Annotated in this window: 21 protein-coding genes; 16 read left to right on the forward strand and 5 right to left on the reverse strand. The window is 60.1% G+C overall.

Annotation, left to right across the window (positions count from 1 at the left end; genetic code table 11):
* Positions 1–163 precede the first annotated feature (163 nt).
* From chpT to IFT59_RS04085, 3 genes are all read left to right on the forward strand, one after another.
* Entirely contained in the window at positions 164–838 is a 675-nt protein-coding gene (chpT, locus tag IFT59_RS04075; protein ID WP_062455179.1) for a histidine phosphotransferase ChpT, read from the forward strand.
* Between the two features lie 153 nt (positions 839–991).
* Positions 992–1354 (forward strand): response regulator, encoded by a 363-nt coding sequence (locus IFT59_RS04080; protein WP_062455181.1) that lies wholly within the window; start codon positions 992–994, stop codon positions 1352–1354.
* Between the two features lie 54 nt (positions 1355–1408).
* Complete coding sequence (locus IFT59_RS04085; protein WP_192086148.1) at positions 1409–1660, forward strand: hypothetical protein; 252 nt, start codon at positions 1409–1411, stop codon at positions 1658–1660.
* Between the two features lie 116 nt (positions 1661–1776).
* Here the strand turns inward: IFT59_RS04085 and ctrA are convergent, their stop codons facing one another.
* Positions 1777–2478, reverse strand: a complete 702-nt coding sequence (gene ctrA / locus IFT59_RS04090) for a response regulator transcription factor CtrA (RefSeq protein ID WP_062455185.1) — start codon at positions 2476–2478, stop codon at positions 1777–1779.
* Positions 2479–2905: 427 nt separating this feature from the next.
* On the opposite strand from ctrA, the gene IFT59_RS04095 reads away from it, so the two are divergent.
* The gene (locus IFT59_RS04095; protein WP_062455186.1) at positions 2906–3256 is read left to right on the forward strand and encodes a hypothetical protein; all 351 of its coding nucleotides are present in this window, start codon (positions 2906–2908) and stop codon (positions 3254–3256) included.
* Between the two features lie 154 nt (positions 3257–3410).
* Positions 3411–3869: a paraquat-inducible protein A gene (locus IFT59_RS04100; protein ID WP_192086149.1), complete on the forward strand. Its 459-nt coding sequence runs from the start codon at positions 3411–3413 to the stop codon at positions 3867–3869.
* Between the two features lie 88 nt (positions 3870–3957).
* On the opposite strand, the gene sciP is transcribed toward IFT59_RS04100, so the two are convergent.
* Both sciP and IFT59_RS04110 read right to left on the reverse strand, forming a co-directional pair.
* Entirely contained in the window at positions 3958–4233 is a 276-nt protein-coding gene (sciP, locus tag IFT59_RS04105) for a CtrA inhibitor SciP (RefSeq protein ID WP_062455190.1), read from the reverse strand.
* Positions 4234–4521: 288 nt separating this feature from the next.
* Entirely contained in the window at positions 4522–5550 is a 1029-nt protein-coding gene (locus IFT59_RS04110; RefSeq protein WP_192086150.1) for a DUF2793 domain-containing protein, read from the reverse strand.
* 263 nt (positions 5551–5813) lie between these two features.
* On the opposite strand from IFT59_RS04110, the gene IFT59_RS04115 reads away from it, so the two are divergent.
* From IFT59_RS04115 to IFT59_RS04130, 4 genes are all read left to right on the forward strand, one after another.
* Positions 5814–7067: a sarcosine oxidase subunit beta family protein gene (locus IFT59_RS04115; RefSeq protein ID WP_062455194.1), complete on the forward strand. Its 1254-nt coding sequence runs from the start codon at positions 5814–5816 to the stop codon at positions 7065–7067.
* Between the two features lie 62 nt (positions 7068–7129).
* Positions 7130–7402, forward strand: a complete 273-nt coding sequence (locus IFT59_RS04120) for a sarcosine oxidase subunit delta (RefSeq protein ID WP_062582640.1) — start codon at positions 7130–7132, stop codon at positions 7400–7402.
* The gene (locus IFT59_RS04125) at positions 7399–10356 is read left to right on the forward strand and encodes a sarcosine oxidase subunit alpha family protein (protein WP_192086151.1); all 2958 of its coding nucleotides are present in this window, start codon (positions 7399–7401) and stop codon (positions 10354–10356) included. Before IFT59_RS04120 ends, IFT59_RS04125 begins: the two co-directional genes overlap by 4 nt.
* 10 nt (positions 10357–10366) lie before the next feature.
* Positions 10367–10918 (forward strand): sarcosine oxidase subunit gamma, encoded by a 552-nt coding sequence (locus IFT59_RS04130; protein ID WP_192086152.1) that lies wholly within the window; start codon positions 10367–10369, stop codon positions 10916–10918.
* A 209-nt stretch (positions 10919–11127) separates the two neighbouring features.
* Here the strand turns inward: IFT59_RS04130 and IFT59_RS04135 are convergent, their stop codons facing one another.
* Positions 11128–11394, reverse strand: a complete 267-nt coding sequence (locus IFT59_RS04135) for a hypothetical protein (RefSeq protein WP_192086153.1) — start codon at positions 11392–11394, stop codon at positions 11128–11130.
* A gap of 206 nt (positions 11395–11600) precedes the next feature.
* Between IFT59_RS04135 and IFT59_RS04140 the strand changes: the two genes are divergently transcribed.
* From IFT59_RS04140 to IFT59_RS04170, 7 genes are all read left to right on the forward strand, one after another.
* Positions 11601–14027: a GcvT family protein gene (locus IFT59_RS04140; RefSeq protein ID WP_192086154.1), complete on the forward strand. Its 2427-nt coding sequence runs from the start codon at positions 11601–11603 to the stop codon at positions 14025–14027.
* A gap of 280 nt (positions 14028–14307) precedes the next feature.
* A complete protein-coding gene (locus tag IFT59_RS04145) occupies positions 14308–15210 on the forward strand; it encodes a branched-chain amino acid ABC transporter permease (RefSeq protein WP_062455207.1) in 903 nt (300 codons plus the stop codon).
* 37 nt (positions 15211–15247) lie between these two features.
* Positions 15248–16600: a high-affinity branched-chain amino acid ABC transporter permease LivM gene (livM, locus tag IFT59_RS04150; protein ID WP_446737826.1), complete on the forward strand. Its 1353-nt coding sequence runs from the start codon at positions 15248–15250 to the stop codon at positions 16598–16600.
* A complete protein-coding gene (locus IFT59_RS04155; RefSeq protein ID WP_062455210.1) occupies positions 16600–17478 on the forward strand; it encodes an ABC transporter ATP-binding protein in 879 nt (292 codons plus the stop codon). The genes livM and IFT59_RS04155 overlap by 1 nt, the downstream gene beginning before the upstream one ends.
* Complete coding sequence (locus tag IFT59_RS04160) at positions 17478–18206, forward strand: ABC transporter ATP-binding protein (RefSeq protein ID WP_062455212.1); 729 nt, start codon at positions 17478–17480, stop codon at positions 18204–18206. Before IFT59_RS04155 ends, IFT59_RS04160 begins: the two co-directional genes overlap by 1 nt.
* Positions 18207–18245: 39 nt before the next feature.
* Positions 18246–18599, forward strand: coding sequence for a DUF6867 family protein (locus IFT59_RS04165; protein WP_062455213.1), 354 nt, complete (start codon positions 18246–18248; stop codon positions 18597–18599).
* A 140-nt stretch (positions 18600–18739) separates the two neighbouring features.
* Positions 18740–19864, forward strand: coding sequence for a branched-chain amino acid ABC transporter substrate-binding protein (locus IFT59_RS04170; protein ID WP_062455215.1), 1125 nt, complete (start codon positions 18740–18742; stop codon positions 19862–19864).
* A gap of 124 nt (positions 19865–19988) precedes the next feature.
* Here the strand turns inward: IFT59_RS04170 and IFT59_RS04175 are convergent, their stop codons facing one another.
* The gene (locus IFT59_RS04175) at positions 19989–21218 is read right to left on the reverse strand and encodes a hypothetical protein (protein ID WP_249407479.1); all 1230 of its coding nucleotides are present in this window, start codon (positions 21216–21218) and stop codon (positions 19989–19991) included.
* Positions 21219–21289: the final 71 nt, after the last annotated feature.

Consider the following 21289-nt stretch of genomic DNA (forward strand, 5'->3'; position numbering starts at 1 on the left):
CATGCTTAAGCCGCCTCTATCTTGGCGGCATGACGTTAACAATCGGTTTACCACAAATGGTGTCATTATGGCGGCACCTATACACATTGACCGTCGACAATCCCCGCGCAATGTTGCTGTGGCACATGCGCGAGGGAATATTTTCATCCAGCCGGAGACACGCATGCCTAAAAATCCCAATCTAACCCTCGGCGGTCCGGATCTGGCAGCTCTCCTCTGCAGCCGGGTCTGCCACGATATCATCTCGCCGGTCGGAGCCATCAACAATGGCCTGGAGCTTCTCGATGAGGGAGCCGCCGACGCGGATGCGCTCGACCTGATCCGTACATCGGCCATGAACGCCTCGGTGCGTCTGAAATTCGCGCGGCTTGCTTTCGGCGCCTCCGGCTCTGTTGGTGCCTCGATCGATACGGGCGAGGCCGAAAAGGCTGCCAAGGAGTTCGCGGTCGCCGAAAAGAAGACGGAAGTCTCCTGGAACGGCCCGCGCGCCATCATCCCGAAGAACCGGGTCAAGCTGCTCCTCAACCTCTTCACTGTCGCTTACGGCGGCATTCCGCGCGGCGGCTCTCTCGATGTGACACTCGAAAACCCGGAATTCGACGCGAAGTTCATCATCACCATCAAAGGCCGGATGATGCGCGTGCCGGCGAAATTCGTCGAAGTGCTGTCGGGTGCCATGGAAGAGGCGGTCGATGCCCACACGATCCAGCCCTATTACACGGTTCTGCTGGCCGACGAATGCGGCATGGATTTGAAATACGTGGTGTCTGAAGACAAGATCACATTCATCGCGGAAACCGTCCCTGCCGAAGTGCCGGCCGTTTCCGAAGAGGTCTGAGACCCGATCAAGCGCTCTGACATGTGAAAAGCGCGGGTTGCCCTGAGGCGGCCCGCGCTTTTCGCGCTGCGCCTGACGCGTAACTCTTTCTTAGCTTCATTCGGGTCATGGTGGATGTTGCCTAGGGACGGGCACAGCATCAGGGGAAACACGATGCAGCGAATGATGATTGCAGACAGTTCGGACATCGTGCGCAAAGTGGGCAAGCGCATTCTCTCGGAGATCGGCTTCCTGGTTTCCGAAGCGGGCACTGCGCAGGAAGCACTGACCGGCTGCCGTGCAACCTTGCCGAACTTCCTGATCGTCGATGCAGGCCTCGACGACGCGCTCGGTCTGATCGCTTCCGTCCGGGCAATGGACCGCGGCAAGGACGTCAAGATCTTCTACTGCGTCATCGAGACGGACCTGAAGAAGATGATGGCCGGCAAACGCGCCGGCGCCAGCGATTTTCTCCTCAAACCTTTCGACCGCAAGATCCTGACATCGGTGTTCGGCGGCTTTGCTGTTGCGGCTTGATAGTTTCAGCGTTTGCGGCGTGCGCTGAGTGAAGCCGCGTCTCGGAGGTGTCCTGTGAGCGAAGAAGAACTTCTCGTTCTCTACCCCGTACCCAGTCTCATCGCGACGCTACTTCAAAGCGAGAGAGCGAAGGGGAGCCCTCTGACGGAAAACGAGGTCCTCGAGATCACCGACACGTGTGAGGTCATCGCAGTTTCCCGTGATGTTGCTCAGCGAATGGACGAGCAGCGCGGCTATCTCGACATCGATCCTGAGAACTGCTGGGTTGAGTGGCAACAAGCTCGAACCGTGTTTATGGAAACTTGATCCGGACACCGCGCTAAGGCGTCGATCCTCAGCGCTTCCACCTCGGCAATCCTCAAACGCAAAAACACCCGCTTGCGCGGGTGCTCTTCAATCCGGGATAGGGAAAGTTTTCAGGCTCAGGCGGTTTCTGCGAGCTCGACATTGTCAGGTTCGCGCAGCACGTAGCCGCGGCCCCAGACTGTTTCGATGTAGTTCGCGCCACCGGCCGCATTTGCGAGCTTCTTGCGCAGCTTGCAGATGAAGACGTCGATGATCTTCAGTTCCGGCTCGTCCATACCGCCATAAAGGTGGTTGAGGAACATTTCCTTGGTGAGCGTGGTCCCCTTGCGGAGCGAAAGAAGCTCCAGCATCTGGTATTCCTTGCCCGTCAGGTGCACACGCTGGCCGCCGACTTCGACGGTCTTGGCGTCGAGGTTCACGATCAGTTCGCCGGTGATGATGATCGACTGGGCATGGCCCTTCGAACGTCGAACGATGGCGTGGATGCGTGCAACCAGTTCGTCCTTGTGGAACGGCTTGGTCATGTAGTCGTCTGCGCCGAAACCAAGGCCTCGTACCTTGTCTTCGATGCCCGCCATGCCCGACAGGATCAGGATTGGCGTCTTGACCTTTGACAATCTCAGAGTGCGAAGCACTTCATAACCCGACATGTCGGGGAGATTGAGGTCAAGAAGAATGATATCGTAGTCATACAACTTACCAAGGTCGACGCCTTCTTCGCCAAGGTCGGTCGTATAGCAGTTGAAGCTTTCCGATTTCAGCATCAGCTCGATCGACTGGGCCGTCGCGCTGTCATCTTCGATGAGTAGAACCCGCATAATTTTCCCCTTTACCGCCGCGTAAGGTTACCGATGCCCCCTTACTCGATACGGATCCAGACTGAGCCTGATTTGGAAGCTGCCAGAAACTGGTTAACAAATTATGAGCGGTCCTGGCAAGGTGCATCATTTTGTTAAGCAAAATTAGTAGCAGCCTGTTTTACTTTAAGGATTGGCCATCGCCAGCTTGATTCAGCGGAGGAGGAAACCCCGCTAAGTGATTCAAACGACTCCGACATTGTCGTGACCGAAAACCGGCCTTGGCATTTACCGACCCTTAAATGATCAGGCTTATTGTTAATGATGCCTGTAAATGAAAGGTTAACGCGGCGCCAAATTTGTTAACGCCTCGGAAATTTTTTGAGCCTCGCACTGTATTGAACAGGGGTTTACCGGCCTGGGTCTCGCTATCCACGGAGTATTGCGTATGAAATCGCGTGACAATCTTGTTCGCCTGAAGAACTTTCAGGTTAACGAAAAGCGTCGTCAACTGCAGCAGTTGCAGACGATGATGGCCGAATTCGAAAGAATGGCGAAGGAACTGGAGCACCAGATCACCGTCGAGGAGAAGAAATCGGGAATTTCCGACCCGAATCACTTCGCCTATCCAACTTTTGCCAAGGCTGCCCGCCAGCGGGCCGACAATCTGCAAGTCTCGATCCGGGAACTTCGGATCCAGCAGGATGCCGCCGAGCTTGCGCTGGAAGAGGCGGAAGCCGAATTTGCAAAGGCGTCGGCGCTCGAAGAGCGCGACACCGGTATGCGCGCCCGCGCCTGATGCCTTACGGCTGGTTGCCAGCCGAGCGCATCACACGATAGCGAGAGGACTCTGACGAGGGGACCGCATAACGGTGCCCCCGTTTTTGCTTTTTCGACGTTTCCCACGGAGCGGCAGGGCAGACGTGTGGCCCAAGCTTTGCTATGGGTGCCGGATGAGAAGGCTTATCTGGTTTTCGCTTTATGCGGCCGCTTGCGTTTTTCTGGTCCTGGGACTTTCCCTGCCGATCATTCGCTTCGAGCGGCTGTATTTCTTTCGCGAGACGCCGTCGCTGGTCGAACTCGTTTCTGCTCTATGGGGGCAGGGCGATGTCGCGCTTGCGCTCATCGTCGGACTGTTCTCGATTGTCTTTCCCATCACGAAGCTTATGGCGCTCGGTGTCCAAGCCTTTCGCGGCGATCCTCAGCCGGGATTTTTCGCGCGCGTGATGCCGCATCTTGCGAAATGGTCGATGATGGATGTGATGCTGGTGGCACTCGTGGTGTTTGCGGCGAAGACATCCGGCCTCGCGCAGGCGGTGACGCAACCCGGCCTGTGGTTCTATGCGGCCTCGGCGATCATCGCGGGCATATTGCCGCAACTGGCCCGGCGAGAACCGTCCTTGTCCCGTTAAGATTCAAACCAGGGCAAATAAAAAGTGCCGCTGCGGTGAGGCAACGGCACTTCGATTTTACCGATGAACAGTGGTCTGCTGACTTCGCCTAATGGCGGTACTGCTGAATGCGGGTGGTCCGAAGACCGGCTAGGCCGTGGTCGTTGATAGACGCTTGCCAGGACAGGAATTCTTCGACGGTGAGCGTATAACGCTCGCAGGCTTCTTCCAAGCTCAACAGGCCGCCGCGAACCGCGGCGACAACCTCTGCCTTACGACGGATAACCCAGCGGCGCGTATTGGCCGGCGGAAGATCCGCAATCGTAAGCGGGCTGCCATCGGGACCGATGACATATTTAACTCGGGGACGTATCATTTCGGTCATTGGACTCTCTACACAACGCAAGACCACAAACGAGAGCCTACCGGGGCAGTTTTAACATTTGACTAAACGAGACGCGCCATTTGTGGCCAAACCCGCATTGGTCGCAATTCACTTGATTCGAGCCGACAAAAACCTTTTAAAACAAGGCATTGTTAGAGTTGTCTTAAGTGATGAATTTCTTGTTTTATTTCATGGCTGCTCCGGAAGAGGACACATTGTCGCCACCGCGCGGGTAAAATGGCCGATCTTTGCAACTGGAATTGCGATAATCGGCCACGTCGATTTTAGTCAGAGCAGGGTCAGCGAGAGCTCCGTCTTGCCGGCACCCAGTGTCACCTGTGCGGTGCCGGAGTGCTGAAGCGTCAGGCTATCGCCTGCGCTCAGCGAAAACACGCCGCTTGCGCCTTGCGACTGCGCGCCACCCGTTATGCCGTTGAGTGTCATCAGTGTCTCCGTACCGTTGCGCAGCAGCACCGCCCCATGCCCAGACGATGTGGTGACGACGAGATTGAGGGTAACGAGGTAGATGCCGGCTGCTGGAACCGTCATCGCGTTGCCGCCGCCGGCTGCCGAAGCGCCAAGTCCGAAACTGCCCTGGTTGAGGGCGTAGGTGGTAAAGCCGCTCTGCTGGCCTGATGTCGGCGTGAATGTGGTGCCGGTGCGATAGGCGCGCGCTGCCGGCTGGTTGGGTCGGCTGACACGACCTGTCGGGCTGATGGCGAGAGCCGTGCGCCAGGTGGTGCCGTCGCTGATCTTGATGGAGAATTCGGTGTTTCCGGCAAGCCCCATTTCTGCGAACCCGGTCCAGTTGGACTGGAACAGCAGCGATGCGGTGTCGGTTGCGGCCGCCTTGTTGACCTTGATCTGGTGGCCGTTGCCGGCGTGGTTGAAGAGGCTTGCAGGAGACGACAGCGACAATCGGTTGGTGGCATCGGCGACAGCGTTTATGCCGAGCAGGCTCAGGGTGCCCTGATCCGGCAGCGGAACATCCCGCCATGCAGCGCCATCAAACACACGCAGGCGAGAAGTTTCCGCAAACCATGCCCGCCATCCCGTCTTCACGGTCAGGAAGGTCCAGGCGCCGTCCTGCCAGGCGGCGACGCACCCGGTCTTGCCCGTCCATTCACCGGTTGCGCCAGCGCCGACCAGATGGCGATTGCCCTCGGCCGGCGTCGTCGGCGGAGCCGACAGTTCGGAGAGGATTGTCAGATGCACCAGCGTGTCCAGAACAAGCAGCGCCTCGTTGTGAGTGATGTGTTTTTGCGCCTGGGACGGCAGGATGAAGGGCATGTCGAGTTGGGTGGTCGTATCGGGCATGTCGCGCTCCCAAAGGTTGGCCAGTGTTGGTCGCGTGGATTTTACGGCCGTGCCCGCGCGTGAGGATGTAACTCGTGTTAAGTGACTGAAACATAATACGTGCCTGCGCCAAAATCGGCGCCCGCAACGTCCGGCGTGGCGGGACGGCAACGGTGTGGGGGCTTGTCTCGCCATGGCTTCAAACAGGCGTTCTGATGTCCCGATTGCCCTTGTTTCTTCGTCCGCATGTGCGAATGTGGGCGCAACGAGCACGGGAACACGGCATGCGATATTCCGCCTTATCGATCATCAAGCAGGCGCTTTCGGGCAATCGTCGCTGGACGCCGGCATGGCGCGAGCCGGAGCCGAAACCGCATTACGATGTGATCATCGTCGGCGGTGGCGGGCATGGTCTGGCGACGGCCTACTACCTTGCCAAGGAATTCGGCATCACCAATGTCGCTGTGATCGAGAAGGGCTATATCGGGTCGGGCAATGTCGGCCGCAACACCACGATCATCCGGTCCAACTACCTGCTGGAAGGCAATAATCCGTTCTACGAGATGTCCTTGAAGTTGTGGGAAGGGCTGGAGCGGGACTTCAACTACAATGCCATGGTGTCGCAGCGTGGCGTGCTGAATCTTTTCCATTCCGACGGCCAGCGCGATGAATACGCGCGTCGCGGCAATGCGATGCGGCTTCACGGCGTCGATGCGGATCTGCTCGACCGCGAACAGGTGCGAAGGCTCGCGCCCTATCTTAATTTCGACCACGGCCGCTTTCCCGTCATGGGCGGTCTCCTGCAAAAGCGCGGCGGCACGGTGCGTCACGATGCGGTCGCCTGGGGCTACGCACGGGGTGCCGATGCGAGAGGTGTCGATATCATCCAGCATTGCGAGGTGACGGGCATTCGCCGTGGACCGGGCGGCGAAGTCGAGGGCGTCGAGACGACCAAGGGCTTTATCGGCTGCAACCGGCTGGCGCTGGCCGCTGCCGGCAACACGACGACGGTCGGGCGGATGGCGGATCTGGCTTTGCCCATCGAGACGCATGTGCTGCAGGCTTTCGTGTCGGAGGGGCTGAAGCCTGTCATCGACAACGTCATCACCTATGGCGCGGGACATTTCTACATCTCGCAGTCGGACAAGGGCGGTCTCGTGTTCGGTGCCAATATCGACTACTATTCCTCCTATGCTCAGCGCGGCAATCTTGCGACCGTCGAGGAGACGATGCAGGAGGGCGTGTCGCTGATCCCCGGACTTTCGCGCGCCAAGGCGCTGCGGGCCTGGGGTGGCGTGATGGACATGTCGATGGACGGATCACCGATCATCGACCGCACGCCGATCGACAATCTCTATCTCAACGCCGGCTGGTGCTACGGCGGCTTCAAGGCCACGCCGGCCTCAGGATTCTGCTTCGCGCATCTGATTGCCAAGAACGAAACCCATCACGTCTCGCGCTTCATGCGGCTCGACCGGTTCGAGCGAGGCTATGTGCTCGACGAGGGCGGCAAAGGCCCGCAACCGAACATGCACTGAGCCGTATCCGCACCGAGACGAAGACCCAAGACTGAGCCTGACACAAAGACCGAGATTAAGACATGGCAAGCCTGATTACCTGCCCCCATTGCGGAACGCGGCCGAAGGAAGAGTTTTCGGTGCGCGGTGCCGTGATTGCCCGCCCGTCGGCGTCCGAAAAGGACGAGGCCTGGCACCGCTATGTCTATGTCCGCGACAATCCGAAGGGTCGATATCAGGAATACTGGCATCACGCGGCCGGCTGCCGCCGCTGGCTGGTGGTCGATCGCGACAACCTCACGCATGAGGTCTTCGGTGTGACGGATGCGCAAGCATCTCAGGAGGGGAGCCGATGAGCGCCTATCGTCTTGATGCCGGCGGTCTCGTCAACCGGGCCAATCCCCTGACATTCACATTCGACGGCAAGAGCTATACCGGGTTCGACGGCGATACGCTCGCCTCGGCGCTGATTGCCAACGACCAGATGCTGATGGGCCGCAGCTTCAAGTATCACCGCCCCCGTGGACCGGTGACGGCCGGTTCCGCGGAGCCGAATGCATTGATGACGATCGGTAGCGGCGCCCGTTCCGAGCCGAACGTGCGCGCGACGGTCGCCGAGCTCTACAACGGCCTCACCGCCGTCAGCCAGAACCGCTGGCCGTCGCTCGCCTTCGATATGGGGGCCGTCAACGGCTTGCTGTCGCCGTTTCTTGGCGCCGGCTTCTACTACAAGACATTCATGTGGCCGGCGATGCTTTGGGAAAAGCTCTACGAGCCTGTCATCCGTCGTGCCGCCGGTCTCGGCAAGCTGACCATGGAGGCGGATCCGGATCGCTACGAGAAAGCCTGGGCGCATTGCGACCTGCTCGTCGTCGGCTCAGGGCCTGCGGGACTGATGGCAGCACTTTCTGCCGCCCGGGCCGGTGCGCGCGTGCTGATTGCCGATGAAAGCGCCCGCTTGGGAGGCTCGCTTCTGTCTGAAAACGTCGTGATTGGCGGGCAGGCGGCGAGCGACTACGCGGCAACTCTGGTCGAGGAACTCGCGTCCTTTCCGAACGTGACGATGATGCCGCGCACGACCGTGTTCGGCTGGTATGACGATATGGTGTTCGGCGCCGTCGAGCGGGTTCAGAAGCACGTGGAAACGCCGTCGCCGGATCTGCCGGTCGAGTGTGTCTGGCGCATCGTCGCCAAACGGGCGATCCTTGCCTCCGGTGCCGAAGAGCGGCCTCTCGTGTTCGGCGGCAACGACCGGCCGGGCGTGATGACCGCCAATGCGGCGCGCACCTATCTCAATCGCTATGGCGTGGCTGTCGGCTCCAAAGTGGCCGTCTTTACCAATGGTGGCTCCGGTTATCGTACGGCGGGTGATCTTTCCGCCCGTGGCGTCGAGGTCTCCGCGATCATCGATGCGCGCGCCGCCTCCACCGATCCGGCACCCTACGGCGTTCGTGTCATCCATGGCGGTGCCGTCGTCGCCACCAAAGGCCGCAACCGCATCGATGCGCTGATTGCAGAGCGTATGGGTTTCGAGGAGGAGATCGCCTGCGATGCGCTCGCCATGGCCGGCGGCTGGTCGCCGATCGTGCATCTGATGTGCCAGCGTGGCGCCAAACCCGTCTGGTCGGAGGCGGCGAAGGCGTTTCTGGCGCCGGATGTGGGAGCAAGCTTTGTCGCTGCCGGCTCGGCTGCCGGTGCCGACAGCATCGCCGCCTGCCTTCGTGACGGGGCATCGAAGGCAGCTGCGTTTTCGACCGAACTCGGCTTTGCCGCCTATGAAGCAAAGATTCCCGAGGTGGAAGGCGAATACGATCCTGATTTCGCGCCGCTCTGGTATGTGCCGGGGGCCAAGGACAAGGCCTTCGTCGACTTTCAGAACGACGTGCATGTCAGCGATCTCGGTCTCGCGCAGCGCGAGGGTTTCCGGCATATCGAGCATACCAAGCGCTATACCACGACCGGCATGGCGACCGATCAGGGCAAGCTCGGCAATGTCGCGACGATCGGGATTGTCGCTGCCATGCGCGGCGTGTCGCCGGCCGAAATCGGCACCACGACCTTCCGGCCGTTCTACACGCCGGTCTCGATGGGTGCGCTTGCCGGCACGTCGCGGGCCGAGCATGCAGCGCCCGTCAGGACCTCGCCGCTGCATGGCTGGGCGAAGAAGAACGGCGCGACCTTCGTGGAAAGCGGCCTCTGGTACCGCTCATCCTGGTTCGCGCGCGACGGAGAAAAGACCTGGCGCGACAGCGTTGACCGTGAAGTGCGCAATGTGCGCGAAAACGCCGGTCTCTGCGATGTCTCGACGCTCGGCAAGATCGAGATTTTTGGCACAGGTGCTGCTGAATTCCTGAACCGGGTCTATTCCAACGCCTTCCTGAAGCTGCCGGTCGGCAAGGCGCGTTACGGCCTGATGCTGCGCGAGGATGGGATGGTGTTCGACGACGGCACGACCAGCCGCCTGTCGGAAAACCACTATGTGATGACCACCACGACGGCTTACGCGACAGAGGTGATGGCGCATCTGAAATTTGCAAGCCAGACCTTCTGGCCTCATCTCGACGTGCGCTTCGTGTCCTCCTCCGACCAGTGGGCGCAGATGTCGCTGGCCGGACCGAAGGCGCGGATCATCCTTGCCCGGATCGTGGAAGACGACATTTCCGATGCGGCAATACCGTTTCTCGGTGCGAAGGTCGTCACGCTCAAGGGCGGGCTGAAGGCGCGCCTGTTCCGCATCTCGTTTTCGGGCGAACTCGCCTACGAACTGGCGGTACCCGCAGGCTATGGCGAAGCCGTGGCCGATGCGATCATGCAAGCGGGCCGCGAGGACGGGATCTGCGCCTACGGCGTCGAGGCGCTCAACGTCCTGCGCATCGAAAAAGGCTTTGTCACCCATGCCGAACTGGAAGGCCGCACGACACCCGACGATCTCGGTTACGGGAAGATGATGGCGATGACCAAGCCGGATTTCATCGGCAAGCGCCTCTCGACCCGTTTCGGCCTCACCGCCGCCGATCGCCTTCAACTCGTCGGCCTGAAGCCTGTGGAAACCGACAAGGAGTTCATGGCGGGCGCCCATCTGTTGAAAGATGGCGCGGCCGCGACGCTTGCGGGCGACCAGGGGTTCGTATCATCAGCCTGCTATTCGCCGACGCTCGGACACACGATCGGTCTCGGCCTTCTCAAATCCGGCCGCGAGCGGATCGGCGAGAAGATCACTGTCTGGGATGGACTTCGCGGCACCGAAGTCGCGGCGGAAGTCTGCCTGCCGGTCTTTGTCGATCCACAAAACACAAAACAACATCTTTGAGGGCATGACGATGGCTTTGACACTTCTCCACCGCCATGCGCTCGAAGATCACATCCTGGGCTTCGAGACGAGCGCCAACCCCAACCACCTGTCCGTCGCGCGGCGGCCGGTGATCTTTTCGGTGCTTGCCCATGCGGGCCAGGAGCAGGCCGTGGGCCTAGCACTCGAGGCTGCCCCGGATATCGCGCCGCGCTTCTGCGGCCCGGCGGAATGGCTGGCGGTGTCGCTCACCGCAGGCTCAGAGACCGTTGCCGGTCACTTATCCGAAATATCCGGCGCCTCCGTCGTTGATCAGAGCGACGGCAAGGTGCTGATGGCGATTTCGGGACCCAGCGTGCGGCAGATCCTTGCAAAATGCGTCGGCGTCGATCTGCATCCGCAGGCGCTTGCGCAGGGGCATTCCGCAAACATGCTGTTCGGCCACGTCGCAGTGAATTTGGCGCGCACCGGCCCCGATGCCTTCGAGATCATCACGCCCCGGTCGTTCGCCGGCTCGGTCTACGAGGACCTGATGGAAATGGGCCGCGCATTCGCCCTGACGGCATCGTTTTCGGGCGGGTGACGGTGGTGGGCGGTTGCCCAAACTCCCCTCATCCTCGCCCTTGTGGCGGGGATCCAGCGACACGACGTCTGTCGGGTCAAAGACTCCTTCAGCTCAAGGACTTGAGCTGACTGGATCCCCGCCACAAGGGCGAGGATGAGGGAGGATAGGGTGTCGCTCTCGTCAAATGAGCTTCTTTAGGGTTGTAAGCGGTCTGAGCATCGAAGCGCTTAGTGCTTCTCGCGAACGAAGCTCCAGAGGCCCTTTTCCTGCGATGCTGCCATGACGAGGTCCGGCCGCTTTTCGAGCGCCGGGACGAGACTGGAAAGGCCTTCGACGCGGTTCAGGAGGTCGACGAATTCGGGGGCGAGGTCCTCGGCGAAATCGCGGCAGAAGCCCTGGATCACGCCGAACTCGATTGTCTTGCGCGGTGTCGCATCGCGCATCGTGGTCAGTACGCTGCCTACCAGTTCATCGAAGCTCAGCACGTTTGTCATGGCGCTATTCCCTGTTGCGTGGCGTTCATGACAAGGCATACGCGGCGATTGAAAAATTAGTTTCAGGCTCCGGTCGCAAGATGGCGCGAAACGAACAGCGACTATGTCGGAAACGACAAATCCGGGTTCGCAGAACAGCCTATTGGCAATTCTCGGGAGGTTCTAGGCTCACCCCAAACAGGCATCAAGTTAGGGGAACGGGATCCATGAAAAGCCATGCTCGAGTTGTCGTCATCGGTGGCGGTGTCGTCGGATGTTCGGTCCTCTACCATCTGACCAAGCTCGGCTGGAGCGATGTCGTGTTGCTCGAGCGTTCGGAACTTACCTCCGGCTCCACCTGGCATGCAGCGGGGGGCATGCATACGATCAACGGCGATCCGAACGTTGCCAAGCTGCAGAAATACACGGTCGAACTCTACAAGGAGATCGAGGCCTATTCCGGCCAGGATATCGGCCTGCACATGACCTCCGGCCTGATGCTGGCGGCGACGCCCGAGCGCTTCGACTGGTTCAAGTCGCTGCTCGCCAAAGGTAAATACGCAAACGGCGAAGCGCGGCTCGTCTCGGTCGAGGAAGCGCATGCGATGATGCCGTTGCTCGACCCGACGCAGTTCGTGGGCGCCGTGTTCGATCCGCATGAGGGCCATCTCGACCCCTACGGCACCACCCATGCCTATGCGAAATCGGCTAAGAAGAACGGTGCCGAGATCTACCTGCATACCAAGGTCGAGGATCTGGTGCAGCTTCCCGACGGAACCTGGCGGGTGATCACGGACAAGGGCGAGATCCGCTGCGAACATGTGGTGAATGCGGCCGGTCTCTGGGCCCGCGAAGTGGGGCGCATGGTCGGGCTGGAGCTGCCAGTGCTGGCCATGGAGCACATGTATCTGATCACCGAGGACATGCCTGAGGTCATCGACTTCAACAAGACGTCCGGCCGCGAACTGATGCACTGCGTCGATTTCGACGGCGAGATCTACATTCGCCAGGAACGCAACGGCATGCTGATGGGCACCTATGAAAAGGACTGCCGGCCGTGGTCGCCAATCGAGACGCCCTGGACGTTCGGCCATGAACTCTTGGCCGAGGACCTTGAGCGCATCACGAACGAGCTGGAGGTTGGCTTCCGGCATTTCCCGGCCTTCAACAATGCCGGCATCAAGACGATCATCAACGGGCCCTTCACCTTTTCGCCAGACGGCAACCCGCTTGTCGGGCCCGTGCGCGGCATGACGAATTTCTGGTCGGCCTGCGCTGTCATGGCCGGGTTCAGCCAGGGCGGCGGCGTCGGGCTCGCGCTTGCCAACTGGATCGTCGAGGGCGATCCCGGCTTCGACGTGTTCGCCATGGATGTCACCCGCTACGGCGATTATGCGTCGCTTGCCTATACCAATGCGAAGGTGCGCGAAAACTATTCCCGCCGCTTCTCGATCCGCTATCCTAACGAGGAACTGCCGGCGGCGCGGCCGCTGCTGACGACGCCGATCTACGACGCGCTGAAGGCGAGGGGTGCCGTGTTCGGCGCATCTTACGGGCTGGAAACGCCGCTGTGGTTTGCGCCTGAAGGCATCGAGGATGCGTTTTCCTGGAGCCGATCCACCGATTTCGAGCATGTCGGCCGCGAGGCGAAGGCGGTCCGCGACAGTGTCGGGTTGATGGAGACCTCGGGGTTCGCCAAATATTCGATCGGGGGCGAGGGGGCGCATGCCTGGCTCGACCATATTCTTGCGGGCAAGGTTCCGCCCGTCGGCCGCATGGCGCTTTCGCCGATGCTGAACGAGGCCGGCAAGCTGATCGGCGATTTCACGCTCGCCAATCTCGGCGACGATGCGTTCCTGCTGATCGGCTCCGGCATTGCCGAAGACTATCATATGCGATGGTTCGAAACACATCTGCCGGATGACGATTCGGTTTCGTTCGATTGCCTCAATCTCGGTCTCGTCGGCCTGTCGATTGCTGGCCCCCGGTCACGCGATGTGCTGCAGAAGCTTACCCATCTCGACCTTTCGGATCAGGCTCTGCCGTTCATGGGCATCGTCGAGATCGATCTCGGCATGGCGCCGGTCATCCTCGGCCGTGTCAGCTATACCGGCGATCTCGGCTTCGAGCTTTGGATGAAGCCGGAATATCAGCGCTATCTGTTCGATCTCATCATGGAGGCCGGTGCGGAGTTCGGGATCACCCTGTTCGGCCTCCGCGCCTTGAATGCGCTACGCGTCGAAAAATCCTTCGGCAGCTGGTCTCGCGAATACCGGCCGCTTTACGGTCCCGTGGAAGCGGGGCTCGGTCGCTTCATCGCCTATGGCAAGGAGGCCGATTTCATCGGAAAGGCCGCGGCGATCGAGGAAAAGGCGGAGGGCGGCGCGCTGCGTCTCGTCACCTTCGTCGTCGATGCAAAAGATGCGGACGTGCTCGGCGACGAGCCGATCTCGCTTGATGGCCAGGTCTGCGGCTGGGTGACCTCGGGTGGATACGCCCATGCCGCCGGCGTGTCGGTCGCCATGGGCTATGTGCCGAAAGAGGTCTCCCGAACGGAGGAGGGGTGGCAGATCGAGGTGCTCGGCGAGATGCTCATCGCCCGGCTTCAGCCGCATCCGATCTTTGACGCCAACGGGTCGCGCATGCGGTCCTGACCGTCGAAAGCTGAAGAAGCGGATAAGCCAAGACCGAAGCAGACCAGAGGTTATTTCTCTATAGTTTTTGCCATTCGTGTGGAAATCGTGCCGTTTTTTCAACAATGCCAAGCGGATTTGCGTCACGTGCTGCAAAAGCCACTGAAATTATGTCTGCCTCTTTCTTTTGCACTTCACATTTCGATCGAAACCGGTAGGAATCAAAAAAATTGAAGATCCTATCAGGGACATTCAAGCGAAAGATGCGGCCGCCAAGGATCGCATCCGCAGGGGAAAATATATGGAATATTTTATCCAGCAGCTCATAAACGGGCTGACTCTCGGATCCATCTATGGGCTCGTGGCAATCGGCTATACGATGGTTTACGGCATCATCGGCATGATCAACTTTGCCCATGGTGACATCTTCATGCTCGGCGGCTTTGCCGCCCTGATCGTGTTCCTGCTTGCCACATCCTTCTTCGCCGGCATTCCGGTGGCGCTGCTGCTTTTGCTGATGCTGCTCGTCGGCATGCTGATGACAGGCCTGTGGAACTGGACGATCGAGCGGATCGCCTACCGTCCGCTGCGCGGCTCGTTCCGCCTGGCGCCGCTGATCACCGCGATCGGCATGTCGATCTTCCTGTCGAACTTCATCCAGGTGACGCAGGGTCCGCGCAACAAGCCGATCCCGCCGCTGGTCACCGACACCTATCATTTCGGTGCGATCACGGTGTCGCTGAAGCAGATCCTGATCGTCGTGATCACCTCGATCCTGCTGTTTGCGTTCTGGTACATCGTCAACAAGACGCCGCTCGGCCGTGCCCAGCGCGCCACCGAACAGGATCGCAAGATGGCGGCTCTGCTCGGCGTCGACGTCGACAAGACGATCTCGATCACCTTCATCATGGGCGCGGCTCTCGCTGCCGTCGCCGGTGCCATGTACCTGATGTATTACGGTGTCGCCTCGTTCAACGACGGCTTCATTCCGGGTGTGAAGGCATTCACCGCAGCCGTTCTCGGCGGCATCGGCTCGCTGCCGGGCGCTGTTCTCGGCGGGTTGCTGATCGGCCTCATCGAAAGCCTGTGGTCGGCGTATTTCTCGATCGCCTACAAGGATGTCGCGACCTTTGCGATCCTCGCCTTCGTGCTGATCTTCAAGCCGACCGGCATCCTCGGTCGTCCTGAAGTGGAGAAGGTGTAACATGGCGACCGTATCGGAAACCGTTCCCAACAACGTCATGGCCAAGGCGATCAAGGAAGGCATCTTTGCAGGCGTCATCGCCTTGCTGATGTTCTCCCTGTTCGTCGGCATCGAGACCTATCAGGATATCAACAACCAGCTCGTCTGGCGCACCCGCTGGGGCCTGCTTGCGGTGTTCGTCGCGGTCGCTGCCATCGGTCGCTTCCTGACAGTCGCCTTTATCAAGCCGCATCTCGACCGCCGCAAGCTTGCCAAGGCAAAGGCCGGCATTCTCGAGATCTCGGACGAGAAGAGCTTCTTCCATCGCCACTTCCTCAAGTTCGCGCTGGTCTTCCTGCTCATCTATCCATTCCTGTCGCTGCTGATCGTTGGCAAGCAGGGCTCGCTGAAATATGTCGACAACTTCGGCATCCAGATCCTCATCTATGTGATGCTCGCCTGGGGCCTCAACATCGTCGTCGGTCTCGCCGGTCTGCTCGATCTTGGCTATGTCGCCTTCTATGCGGTCGGCGCCTATTCCTACGCGCTTCTGTCATCCTATTTCGGCTTCTCGTTCTGGCTGCTGCTGCCGATGTCCGGCATTCTCGCCGCGCTCTGGGGCGTCATCCTCGGCTTCCCGGTGTTGAGATTGCGGGGTGACTACCTTGCCATCGTGACGCTCGCCTTCGGGGAAATTATCCGGCTTGTTCTGATCAACTGGACTGACGTCACCAAGGGCACGTTCGGTATCTCGGGCATCGCCAAAGCGTCGTTCTTCGGCATATGGTCGTTCGATACGGGCTCCCCGAACAACTTCGTCAAGGCCTGGGGCCTCTCGGCTTCGTCGGTCTATTACAAGATCTTCCTGTTCTACATCATCCTCGCGCTCTGCATGCTGACGGCCTACGTCACCATTCGCCTGCGTCGCATGCCGATCGGTCGCGCATGGGAAGCGTTGCGCGAAGATGAAATCGCCTGCCGCTCGCTCGGCATCAACACCGTCACCACCAAGCTCACGGCATTTGCCACGGGCGCGATGTTCGGCGGTTTTGCAGGCTCGTTCTTTGCGACCCGCCAGGGTTTCGTGTCTCCGGAAAGCTTCGTCTTCCTGGAATCGGCGGTCATCCTGGCCATCGTGGTTCTCGGCGGCATGGGTTCGCTGACCGGTATCGCGATCGCCGCTGTCATCATGGTCGGCGGCACCGAAATCCTGCGCGAGATGTCGTTCCTGAAGATCATCTTCGGCCCCGACTTCACCCCGGAACTCTACCGCATGCTGCTGTTCGGGCTGGCGATGATCATCGTCATGCTGTTCAAGCCGCGTGGCTTCGTGGGCTCGCGTGAGCCGACAGCCTTCCTGAAGGAGCGCAAGGCCATCTCCGGCAGCTTCACCAAGGAAGGCCACGGCTGATGGCGACGGATATGACGACTATGACGAAAGACACGATCCTGAGGGTCGAGCATCTGTCGATGCGGTTTGGTGGCCTGATGGCGATCGACGACTTCTCGTTCGAAGCCAAGCGCGGCGAAATCACCGCGCTGATCGGCCCGAACGGCGCCGGCAAGACGACGGTGTTCAACTGCATCACCGGCTTTTACAAGCCGACGATGGGCATGCTGACCCTGCATCGCAGCAACGGCCGCGAGTTCCTTTTGGAACGCCTTCGCGATTTCGAGATCAACAAGGTCGCGGGTGTTGCCCGTACCTTCCAGAACATCCGGCTGTTTTCCGGCCTGACGGTTCTCGAAAACCTGCTGGTCGCGCAGCACAACGTGCTGATGAAGGCTTCGGGTTACACGATCCTCGGCCTCTTGGGTCTGCCGACCTACAAGAACGCTGCCAAAGCCGCGATCGAAAAGGCTGAATACTGGTTGGACAAGGCGGATCTGACGGACCGCGCCGACGACCCGGCCGGCGACCTTTCCTATGGTGCCCAGCGCCGGCTGGAAATCGCCCGCGCCATGTGCACCGGGCCGGAGCTTCTGTGCCTGGACGAGCCCGCCGCCGGCCTCAACCCGAAGGAATCGCTCACGCTCAACGCGCTGTTGCGCGGCATCCGCGACGAAGGCACGTCTCTGCTCCTGATCGAGCACGACATGTCCGTCGTCATGGAGATTTCGGATCACGTCGTGGTTCTGGAATACGGCCAGAAGATTTCCGACGGAACGCCTGATCACGTGAAGAACGACCCGAGGGTGATCGCAGCCTATCTCGGCGTCGAGGATGATGAAGTTGAAGAAATCGAGGAAAAGCTCGACAAGGGCATTATTGAAGAGGGGTCCGTCTGATGGCCGGTGAACCCCTTCTGAAAGTCCAGGGCGTCGAAACCTACTACGGCAACATCCGGGCCCTCGACGGCGTCAATGTCGAAGTCAACAAGGGCGAGATTGTCAGTCTGATCGGCGCCAACGGTGCCGGCAAGTCGACGCTGATGATGACGATCTGCGGCAGCCCGCAGGCCCGCAAGGGTCAGGTCATCTTCGACGGCGAAGACATCACGCAGGTGCCGACGCATTTGATTGCGCGTCGGCGTATCGCCCAGTCGCCGGAAGGCCGCCGCATCTTTCCGCGCATGACCGTGCACGAAAACCTGCAGATGGGCGCCGGTCTCGACAACCTCAAGTATTTCAAAGAGGACGTCGAAAAGATCTTCACCCTGTTTCCGCGCCTCAAGGAACGCCAGGCCCAACGCGGCGGCACGCTGTCGGGCGGCGAGCAGCAGATGCTGTCGATCGGCCGTGCGCTGATGGCGCGTCCGAAACTGCTTCTCCTGGACGAGCCGTCGCTCGGCCTCGCACCACTGATCGTCAAGGGCATTTTCGAGGCGATCAAGAAGCTGAACAAGGAAGAGGGGCTCACCGTCTTCCTCGTCGAGCAGAACGCGTTTGCGGCACTCAAACTGTCCGATCGCGCCTATGTGATGGTCAATGGCAAGGTGACGATGTCCGGCTCCGGCAAGGAACTGCTCGCAAATCCCGAAGTCCGCGCCGCCTATCTCGAGGGGGGCCGGCATTGAGCACCATGATCATCATTCCGGCGACCGGGGGACACTGAGATGCAGGGCCTGTTTTTCGAAACCGATACTGGCGTGCGTTATTTCCTGCGCGCACTCGTCATGGTCCTCGGCTTCTGGACGGCGTGGCGCGCCGGCAAGGCGGTCGCAGAAGGCTGGAACGGCTATGGCCATGTCATCGCCTACACGCTGCTTCTGGCCGTCGCGATGCAGTTCATGCACTACGCGCTGTTCCAGGGACCGTTCATCAGCCCGTTCCATTACATCATCGATGTGGTGCTGCTGATGGCGTTTTCCATCTCCGGATTCCGCATTCGCCGCACCCGTCAGATGGTTCAGAACTACTACTGGCTCTATCAGCCTGTCTCCGCTTTCTCATGGAAGAAGAAAGATTGACAGTCGCTCATTTCTGACTTCAGATTGGGTTGGGTCAAATAAGAATACACCAGAGGGTGGAACATTTCTCCGGCGCAATGATGGTGGGTATTGCGTCCGGGTCCCAAAAAACCGCTCACCTAAAAACTGGGAGTAAATCAATGAAGAAGTCTCTTCTTTCCGCCGTCGCGCTGACGGCGATGGTCGCATTCAGCGGCAACGCCTGGGCCGATATCATCATCGGCGTTGGCGGCCCGCTGACCGGCCCGAATGCTGCATTCGGCGCGCAGCTGCAGAAGGGTGCTGAACAGGCTATCGCCGATATCAATGCCGCCGGCGGCATCAACGGCGAAAAGCTGGTCATCGCGCTCGGCGACGACGTTTCCGATCCGAAGCAGGGCATTTCCGTCGCCAACAAGTTCGCGTCCGATGGCGTGAAGTATGTTGTCGGTCACTTCAACTCGGGCGTTTCGATCCCGGCTTCGCAGGAAGTCTATGCCGAAAACGGCATGCTCGAAGTCACCCCTGCAGCAACCAACCCTGTCTTCACCGAGCGCGGCCTGTGGAACACGTTCCGCACCTGCGGCCGTGACGACCAGCAGGGCGGCGTCGCCGGCAAGTATCTTGCCGAGAAGTTCGCCGATGCAAAGATCGCGATCATCGACGACAAGACACCTTACGGCCAGGGTCTCGCTGAAGAAACCATGAAAGCCTACAACGCGGCCGGCAAGAAGCAGGTCATCCGCGAAGGCGTCAACGTCGGCGACAAGGACTTCTCGGCGCTGATTTCCAAGATGAAGGAAGCCGGCGTTTCGATCATCTACTGGGGTGGTCTCCACACGGAAGCCGGCCTGATCATCCGTCAGGCGAAGGATGCTGGCCTCAAGGCAACGCTCGTATCGGGTGACGGTATCGTCTCCAACGAACTGGCCTCGATCGCTGGCGATGCAGTCGAAGGCACGCTGAACACGTTCGGCCCCGATCCGACACTGCGTCCTGAGAACAAGGAACTGGTTGCCAAGTTCAAGGCTGCCGGCTTCAACCCTGAAGCCTACACGCTCTATTCCTACGCAGCCGTTCAGGTCATCGCCGAAGGCATCAAGCTAGCTGGCAGCCCTGATGACGCAGAAGTCGTTGCCAAGGCTCTCAAGGAAAAGGGTCCGTTCAAGACCGTTCTCGGCGACATGGCTTTCGACGCCAAGGGCGACCCGAAGCTCCCAGGCTACGTCATGTACGAGTGGAAGAAGGGTCCGGACGGCAAGTACAGCTACTTCCCGCAGGGCTGAGCCTTCAAGGCTTGAACCATCGATTGACAGGAAGCCCGGCCATTGACCGGGCTTTTTGCATTGATGCCTGCAGGGTTCAGATATCGAGCTGGAAGTTTCCCGAGCTCAAACCCTGAAAATCCCATCAGAAACTTTCGGGGGTGAAACTGGCAAACCGCGCCGCGGGAAGAGGGCCGGCGGTCATCAGTGTGAAATCGAAATTCGACTTTGCTTCCGATCCAAGAACGTATTGACGGTGCACGCGCAGGAAATCGCGCTTGATCCTGTTGTAGCGCTCGGGCGCCATCATCCGCTTGACCCTGATGAAGGCAAGCGTCGCCTGGGGTGCATCTTCATGTCCTGCCAGCGCCACGATGCGGCTCTTGTAGAAATGAATGCTGTCGGTGAGGCACTGAACCTCCAGCCAGAAGATCTGTGGCGATCGGGCAATGCGGCCGACACATTCGCGCAATGTCGTAGCGGGCCGCAGCAGCGAGCATTGCAGGATCGCGCCACCGAGCGTCACGAAGCTCACCTTGCGTTCGCTCCGAGCGGGGCCCCGCCTGAACGCATCAGGACTTTCCGCAAGCAGCATGCCGATCACGTGGGTCGCGACAGCCGATCCCATGCTGTGCGACGTGATGAGATATTCGTCCGCATCCTCAGTCAGTGCCTCGCGGACACCCTCCATGCAGCTCGCCAGCCAGGCGTTGACATCGGGCCTGTCGAGATTGCCCATCGCGTCGGCCATCTCCCAGTCGGCAAACAGGTGCAGCGTGTGAAACCGTGCCATGAAGGGGAGGAAGGCGTAGCGGAACAGCGCAAGACCAAGCGGGATGCTCCACAACAGATGCAACATATTGAGCCCGAGCAGCGCGGGCAGGGCAGCGATCACGGCGGTGAGCCCAAGGACTACAGCCACCAGCAGGAACGGAAACAGGAAGAACAGGCCGAACCGCCACGCATGCCTGAGATAGCCGGCCATGCCGCCCTGGGTGACGATACGCAAGGCGCTTCGATAACCGTCGAGGATACGGCGCGGCAGCGGCTTGCCGTTCAGGCTGTTGACCAGCGCGCAGTGGTCGAAGATGTAGAACCGGCTTTGCGTGACGCCGTCGCCCGCATCCCGCACCCGACAGGTTATGTCGAAATACGCCGTCTTTGCGGTCCGCTGCAGCTCACCTGTCTGGAGATCCAGGTTCCATGTCTTGGCGCTCTGTGCCGCCGCGCGCACATAGCGGGCATGGTGCATGCCGGCGTCGAGCGGCTCGAAGCCCGGGAAATGCAGGACGACGCGTTTCCTCACCCGTTCCGCCGTCGGGGAGTTATCTGCGTCGTGGGGCGTCTGTGCCGTCAAAGGCGATTGAGTAGTCATGACTGCGGAGTTCCGGATGCGGCTTGTCTAAGCCGTTGAGGGTGCGCGCGGATCTATCCCTTGGCATCGCC

Source organism: Rhizobium sp. CFBP 8752 (genome assembly GCF_014842035.1).
GTDB classification, from domain to species: domain Bacteria; phylum Pseudomonadota; class Alphaproteobacteria; order Rhizobiales; family Rhizobiaceae; genus Neorhizobium; species Neorhizobium soli.